The 7,527-nt window shown below is 38.6% G+C and carries 4 protein-coding genes and 1 pseudogene; 1 reads left to right on the top strand and 4 read right to left on the bottom strand.

The window, feature by feature from the left end; all coding sequences use genetic code 11:
• Positions 1-24 precede the first annotated feature (24 nt).
• Together AC1DWN_RS23230 and AC1DWN_RS23235 are read right to left on the bottom strand one after the other, a co-directional pair.
• Positions 25-2,385: a right-handed parallel beta-helix repeat-containing protein gene (locus AC1DWN_RS23230; RefSeq protein ID WP_477561274.1), complete on the bottom strand. Its 2,361-nt coding sequence runs from the start codon at positions 2,383-2,385 to the stop codon at positions 25-27.
• A 10-nt stretch (positions 2,386-2,395) separates the two neighbouring features.
• Positions 2,396-3,850, bottom strand: coding sequence for a response regulator transcription factor (locus AC1DWN_RS23235; RefSeq protein WP_477561275.1), 1,455 nt, complete (start codon positions 3,848-3,850; stop codon positions 2,396-2,398).
• A gap of 184 nt (positions 3,851-4,034) precedes the next feature.
• Between AC1DWN_RS23235 and AC1DWN_RS23240 the strand changes: the two genes are divergently transcribed.
• Positions 4,035-5,669 carry a cache domain-containing sensor histidine kinase gene (locus AC1DWN_RS23240; RefSeq protein ID WP_477561276.1) on the top strand — a complete coding sequence of 545 codons (1,635 nt, stop codon included), beginning with the start codon at positions 4,035-4,037 and terminating at the stop codon, positions 5,667-5,669.
• Positions 5,670-5,737: 68 nt separating this feature from the next.
• Here AC1DWN_RS23240 and AC1DWN_RS23245 read toward each other — a convergent pair whose 3' ends face one another.
• Entirely contained in the window at positions 5,738-7,090 is a 1,353-nt protein-coding gene (locus tag AC1DWN_RS23245) for an alpha-L-fucosidase (RefSeq protein WP_477561277.1), read from the bottom strand.
• Positions 7,091-7,108: 18 nt separating this feature from the next.
• Positions 7,109-7,527 (bottom strand): annotated as a pseudogene (locus tag AC1DWN_RS23250) (hypothetical protein); the annotation flags it as partial.

Raw genomic sequence — 7,527 nt, forward strand, 5'->3', positions numbered from 1 at the left:
GGCAGCCTGTCGTTTTTCATACCATTAGTTAAACTTACACAGTAATTCCGTTTCCCTCTGTCCGCGGAATACAATCACTTGTAATGTATTTTCGGAGGCGTGATTGCTATATATACGAAATAAATCATCTACCGTATCGACCTTCTCACCACTCATGCCAAGAATCACATCACCAACCTGGAAGCCCTTATCCATCTGCCAGCTGCCCCAAGGTATCGTTTCAATGACGACTCCGATTTCAGAAGGCAATCCAGCTGCCGAGACTTCGCCCATCCCGACCACGTTTTTAACTTTACAGCCATCCCATTGGGATTTTTGTGGAAGTCTTCCTGACATGCTTGCTACATAACCTACTTGAGGAAGCTTAGGTGTTCTTGCAATCTTTTTCAACTCAGCCTTACGCACCCCGAACTCATCCATTGGAAAGTTTTTAAACCCTAGTCCAAGTGCTGGTGAATTCTCATGCACCTGATAGTTTCCGGAAGATGGATCAACAAACAACGCATCGGCTGTAATGGAATGTACATCAGCTCCGCTTAGTTGTTGAAGCTGCGAAGCCGCATTTACTTCCTTCGCGTCTTGTTCATGTAGCAAATTCCAATCACATTCCTGCCCCCACTTTTCAGGCAATTGTATGGGTGCATATTCGGTAAATACGATATTGTTTCGCACTACATCGCGGCTTCCTTTAAACCAAACATGCGGATGAAGAGAATTATTAACCATAATATTGTTCTCACAAACACGGTAAAAGCCTTCCCTTAGCTTAATTCCCCCGGCTAAACTTAAATTATTGTAGATATGATACCAGCTTGATCCATCATCCAAATCAATATCCCAACCATAATCACATCGCATTCTATTATTACGAATTATATTAGGCCTTACCATATCCAAGGTTGGAAGGTTGTTTCGCTCTGTTCCGTCTGTTTCGTCCTCTGAGTTCAATTTATCCATGTCCACATCTTCCAATAGCCAGAATCGATCCCTGCCCCAAGAATTAAAGGATCCATGGTCCCCTGTTTCAAGAACCGTGTCAAACACATCGCAGTTTTCAATCATATGTCCGCCAAAAGTGCCTTCTGATATATTAATCCCTGCTCTAGGAGTCTCGTAAATACTGCAATRCCGAACTGTGATGTCCAAGGACATCGATATTTGTACAGGTGCGGATTGCTTCTCCACTCGTCCAACCCGATAAATCAAGCAGTCTTCAACCAATCCATTCGATGGATAATCGTTTGTTGCCGGCCCTGGAGTAAGGTCGATATTTGAAAGGTTTTGACGTTCCTGGTATTCAAATAACGGACTGCGAACAGAGCTTGGATTACCTACAAAAGAGATCCCATTAGCCCCGACATTGGAGATGTGGCATCCTCGAATCGTGAAGTCTCGGTTATAGCCATCTACAAAAACGGCATTCCCGCCTAATTGATCAAAATGACAGTCCTCTACGACGCAATTGTCTGATCCTCGCAATAACATCGCGCCGCCCCGATAAGTCGTCCAATCACTTCGAAGAAGAGGCTCTTTATTCAACATAAAAGTTCTAGAGGTACGAGTAAACGTAAATCCTTTAAAATGGATATTCCGAACAGGCTCTTCCTCTGTACCTATCAGTTCAACGAGGTGAGCTAAGCGAACACCTTCGATAACAGCGTCCTGTAGATTCGTATTCGGATATGGATAAACATATAAAATGCCTGTTTTTTCATCATGAAACCATTCGCCAGGTGCATCCAATTCCTCGAAAATATTTTCTACATAACGATACTCGTTGTGCATGCCCATCTGACGGTTATTTTGCCAGCCGCCTTCTAACAGAAGCTGATTGGACTCATCTTTCCCCGTAATAAGGTAATGATAACCTCCCCATAAATGGCTGTGCATCGCATGAACGAACCCTCCTTCTGGGTTATTCCATCTCTTTACTCGATCCTCACTAATACAATCTGCAGCATAGCCATTCATAATTCGAGTTTCTTGCGAAAAGCTAGGGTATCTCGCCATATGTATCTGCTGTCCATTAATAAAAAGTTGATCAAGTTTTAAACCTTCGGGAGTTGAAGCCTGTAAGATTTCCCCTTTATATGTACTCCATTCAAGTTGAAGTCTAGCACCTCCACTAATCACTACGTTATCTCCTAAAGCCTCATATCGGATAGGAGCATCTGTAGTCCCGGAATCCTCCGGCTTAAACTGAAGGGTCTCTTCTAAGTAATAAGTGCCTTCCTCTACTAAAACTCGTATAAGTTCGCCTTGTGATCTAGCATTTCTTGCTTCAATCTGAGCTCTCTTTAAGGTTGTGAAAGGCTGTGCTTTTGTCCCTTCAGCTTCATCGTTACCTTGAGGTGAAACATAAATAAGATGGGCGGATTCATTCATTTGAGCATCCTCATTTCATTCTATATTTTAGTGGTGAAACTCCTGCATACTTTTTGAATACTCTTGAAAAATGTTCAATATTTACAAAACCGACCTTCTCACAAATCTCTGTTACATTTAAATCTGAACCAGCAAGATAGCTCTTGGCCTGCTCTATACGAAGGAGATTGATATAATGCACCAAAGTGATTCCCATTTCATCTGAGAATCTATTACTTAAATATCCTTTACTGACAGAAAACTTCTTAGAAATATCTTCTCTACGAAGCTCCAAATGAAAGTTTTGGTCAATATACATCTTTACTAACCGTATGAAATTATTTGTATTTAATGAAGTGAAATATTGTTTTTCAACATTGTTCACTTGTGTAAAAATCCAATTCTGCAAATCAGAAAATGTTGATAGATTATGGATTCCACGCGATATTTCATCGTTTTTTAATAAAGTAGGGATTACCTCATGGTCCAGCTGATTATTAAAATAGATCATCAAATCAATAATAAATTCTTTTGCTCTTAGCTCTTCAATTTCATATTGCTTTTCCCAATTCAAAAAATCTGTGAAGATGGTCAAAACCCCGATAAAGTCAAACTGTTGGATAGCCGTTTTTATCTTTTTTTGATAAGACTCAAACGAAAATGAAGCTAATTCTTTTTTATTCGAAAGAACTGAGTCAAATAAGAGCGTATCGGGATAATAAAACTTTCTATTTAATGCGCACATTGCCTCCATACATAATTCATTTAAGTGGTCAAATCCATCCACTCTGCTCATACCGAGCTGAAATGTATCTAGCTGATCTGGTAATAGTGCTTGGATTCTCTTCCTTACTTGTTCGACTAAAGAAAATGGCTGCTGATCCAATCCATCTATCCAATAACCGACTACAAAATAGCATCCCTTCCACTTTAAACCTATAAAGCCTTGATTCAGTGCTGCTAACTGGATTCCTATCTTTTGATAGGGGACATTGCTTGTCTTTCTCGTGAAGTATAAAGACAGCACAATAAATTTATGCTTATCCGATATCTCTAATTCATCCCAATAGTTTAATTTGAAATATTCCTTAAACGCTTCATTGATATTGGTACTGTAATTTTTATGGTATTCGTGAAGCAAAGGTAAGAGTTGGCCTTTATTTAAATTGTCCTTCAATACATAATCAACAACGCCATTTCGGAAAGCATCTCGGACAACTTTAAAATTACTATGGGAGCTAAGAACGATAAAGTTCACTTTCAGCGAATACCGGTTTATTTCCGCAATCAGTTCGTTTCCGTCCATCTGKGGCATAATCATATCTGTAATAACCAGATCAGGCTCATTCTGTTTAATAAATTCGAGAGCATTTATTGAACTGGAAAAGGAACCTATGACTTCCATGTTAAATGATTTCCATTCGATTTCATTTAATAGAAAATCAAGAATATACTGCTCATCATCTACAATAACAATTCTTATCATATTCATTTCCCCCATCCTTTACTATAATGAATACATAAAGGATTCAGCGTGCGAAACCCATATACGGGAGTTGATAATACTGATCATATTAAACAAAAAGTTCACAACAGCTAAAAACTTATTAATTGTTTCTTTTATATTCTTTATCATTATTCCTACATTAACATCCGGAGCGATTTATTATTTGTATGCTGCCGATATGATTGAAAAAAAGATTACTACGCATATGCTAGATGTCGTAGAGCATCAAAATATGATTGTTGAGAAAAAAGCAGATAGTATCGAGAATTTTCTCTTACATTTATCTGCTGGTGATGAGGTCCAATCTTTACTTAACAGCAGAGAAGTCCGTATTTATGATTCTACATTAAGAAAACAATTTTTGGAAATTGATAATTTGATTGATTCGAACAAAGAGCTTCCTATTGATAATGTCCTGATAACCCACTTGAATCAAAGTTATTATTTCTATAATAAAAAAGTTTTTTTTGATGAAAAAAAGCTTCTTAATAGTTCATGGTACAACGCTGCTTTATCTARTACGAAAGAAACACATTGGGCAGGTCTAGAATTGGATCAAAGTATTTTTAATACTTCCTATACCTTCAACGTTTCAAAAGCTATCTTTAGTAAGGAAAACTACCAAGTCATTGGAGTTGCTTTTATTGCTTTTGATTCCGAGATCATGGGGCCGTTCTTTAAAGATACCGGCAATAGAGCTTATCTATCTGTAGTGGACCGCAGCGGAAAGATTCTCTTATCATCCAATCAGCAGCTATCAAACAGCACAATTCCATTAGAGCCACTGCAGAAAGACTTACAATATGGGAAGCAGTCCATTAATGATATTAAATACTTAGTAACCCGTTCTTCCCCTAATAAATTTGGATGGGTCGTTGTACAGCAAATTCCACTAGACTCGCTAACAGCTGAAATTAAGAAAGCGAGAAATTTTTCCATTGTTATTATTATCATCTGCTTAACTATATTCGCTGCATTCCTTATCATCATCTATCGAAAAATATCTCTACCTCTCCAACATATGGTTAGCTTTGTTAACGACATCGAAACGAATTATAAAAAGATAAATATTAAAAACCATCCCATCTACGAGCTATTGAAAATAGAAAGCGGATTCATTTCATTGATTGAAAAAAATAAACATACGAATGAAGAACTGCAAGAAACTCAAATCCAAAGAAAAGAAATGGAAATTGGCAAGCTGCAGGCTAAAATTAATCCTCATTTTCTATATAACACTTTAAACTCAATCAAGCATACCGCCCTGCAGAATGACCAATCAATAATTAGCGATATGTTAGATTCACTAGTCATTTTTTTAAGAAGCACTATTAATAAGGATGGTGTATTTATAAGTCTGCGGCAGGAACTGGAAAATTTAAAGCATTACATTTTCATTCAGAATTCCATCTATAGCAATCAGATTGAATTTTCCTTTCAAACGGATGCTCATTTAAACCAGATTACTGTTCCTAATTTTATTCTCCAACCCTTTGTTGAGAATAGCATTCTCCATGGTCTGGAGCCTTCATCCGGCCTAGGAAAAATCATTATTCGGACATATACCACTGGAGAAGCTCTTATGCTCGAGGTAGAGGATAATGGTGTTGGAATGAATGCTGAACAAATAGATGACATACTATTTGCGAATAAATCACATACAAATGGCCTGGGTATCCAAGAAACAAATGAGAAAATAAAAATTATTTACGGAATACAATACGGTATAAGAATCACAAGCAATATAGGCGAAGGCACAATCATAACTATAAAGTTACCAATTAACAGTACTGAATAACCTCTTCATAGTTTTAATATATACGGGCTGGGGCTTCTATCCTTATGGATTTATCCCAGCCCGATTCTCTAATTCCTCTGAAGCGCCTTTAACTCTTTCATCACACCTAGCGTTTTTTCACCAATACTGCCATCCTGGTAGATTCCCAAATTAATCGTAACAACGCCTTCCTTTTCACTGCACTTGTTAATATACAGGTTCAATTCCTCCGCTGAGAAACGAGGATCAGCCATTTCTGTCTCCACTTCGGAATGAACCCAAGGCGCATCCATGATAAGGAGAGCTTGGTATTGGAGTCCTTTCCCTGCACCATCCTCAAATATCCGTTCTGCGGGAAGCTTCCCAGGACTCGCAACCTCTCCTGCCCAATATTCCTGATAAGGCACACTTGAAGGATATATCCAAAAATTAAAGGCAATTAGACGATCCTGATTTCCTGCTTTACTAGCCTGATAAACTCGTTCGAGAGGAAAATGCCCAAATCGTTCGTAGGCTTGGTACCATCCATCAAACCAATAACCACAAAGTAAATCACCATATCTTTGACCGATTTCCGTTAATAGATTTTCATGACTCTCCACATATTGATCACGGGTAACTTCGAACAAATCACCCATGGTATGGGAGGCAATATAGATCATTAATCGTATCCCTTTTACTCTGAGTGCTTCTCCGACCTCACGTATCAGATCCCTCTCAGTCGTCCAACCTGGATGCACTTCTTCCCAACTGCGAATGGGTGCAGGGCAGTGGGGATCGGCATGATTTAGTGTGAATATGACAAATCCCGCTCCGGTATCTTCAACCATTTGACTGAAATTTTCTACATCAAAATTTTGCACAGCCTCTGTATAGCTCAACTTGCTTCCATGACGAGGTTGAGACTGAGAAGTCCAATGAAACATGATCCCATAACGGGACGCAACCATCCAATCGGTGTTTGCTCTTTGCGAAATGACATTTTCGTTTATTTCTTCAATTTCCTTCTTAGCCTTAAGAGGGACCAGTTCTATCGACGAAAGATGTGCCTGCCTTTCGGAAGTGAATCCCTTCATGCGGAGTCGAATTGTATTCACTCCAGCCATTAGTAGAATTTGACCTGAAGTACTGATTCTTTCATAGTTCATAAGTGGATATCCTTCAAAAAAGCCATTCACCTCTTGAAGCTCACCACAGGCTTGCTGGCCATTTGCCTCTACCATACAGGTTATATCCAAGGAATTGGAAGACACACATAACAAAACTTCATAATAGCCGTCTTCTTTAACTTTAACCTTCCAGCTTACCTCCCCGTCTTGATAGAACTCGAGATTTGAGCCCGAAGGGCCTACAATCAGCCCCTCGATTCTAGTTTCCATTTCCCTCGTATATAAAGACGTGACTTGCAAAGGATTGACTTCAATCAACGATTTAGCCATCATTGTACACCTGCTTACTTTTTATTTAAAAATCTCATCATAAATTTTTTGTGATTCTTCGATCATTTTGTCTCCGCCTTTTTCCTTCCATTCCTTAACGAAATTATCGAATTCATCTATTGATTTCTTCCCTGTTATGATATCAATATAGGTTTTCTGAGTTAATATCCCCAGATCTGTACTATATTGATCTTTTAATGGTCTTAAAGTAGGCGCCAGAATATCATACTTCCCAACAGCTTTGCTAACAGCGTCGTCATATAGAGGCTTAACCTCCGGTTTCATAGACATCTCCGTTTCCAAATCATAGTCACTCATATGTTTACCGAAGCTTAGGCCGATGTTCGCTTTAGCCCGTTCTGTTTGATCGTCATATGGAGCAATCCATTCATAACCTTCTGCGGTTTTATTGTAGTTGACTCCTTCTTCTCCATATAAAC

It is taken from the genome of Paenibacillus sp. P4_A7, from assembly GCF_056402455.1.

Bases quoted from the DNA above. Each gene is read 5' to 3' on its own strand.
- AC1DWN_RS23245 (WP_477561277.1), bottom strand. From the start codon at position 7,090: ATGATGGCTAAATCGTTGATTGAAGTCAATCCTTTGCAAGTCACGTCT.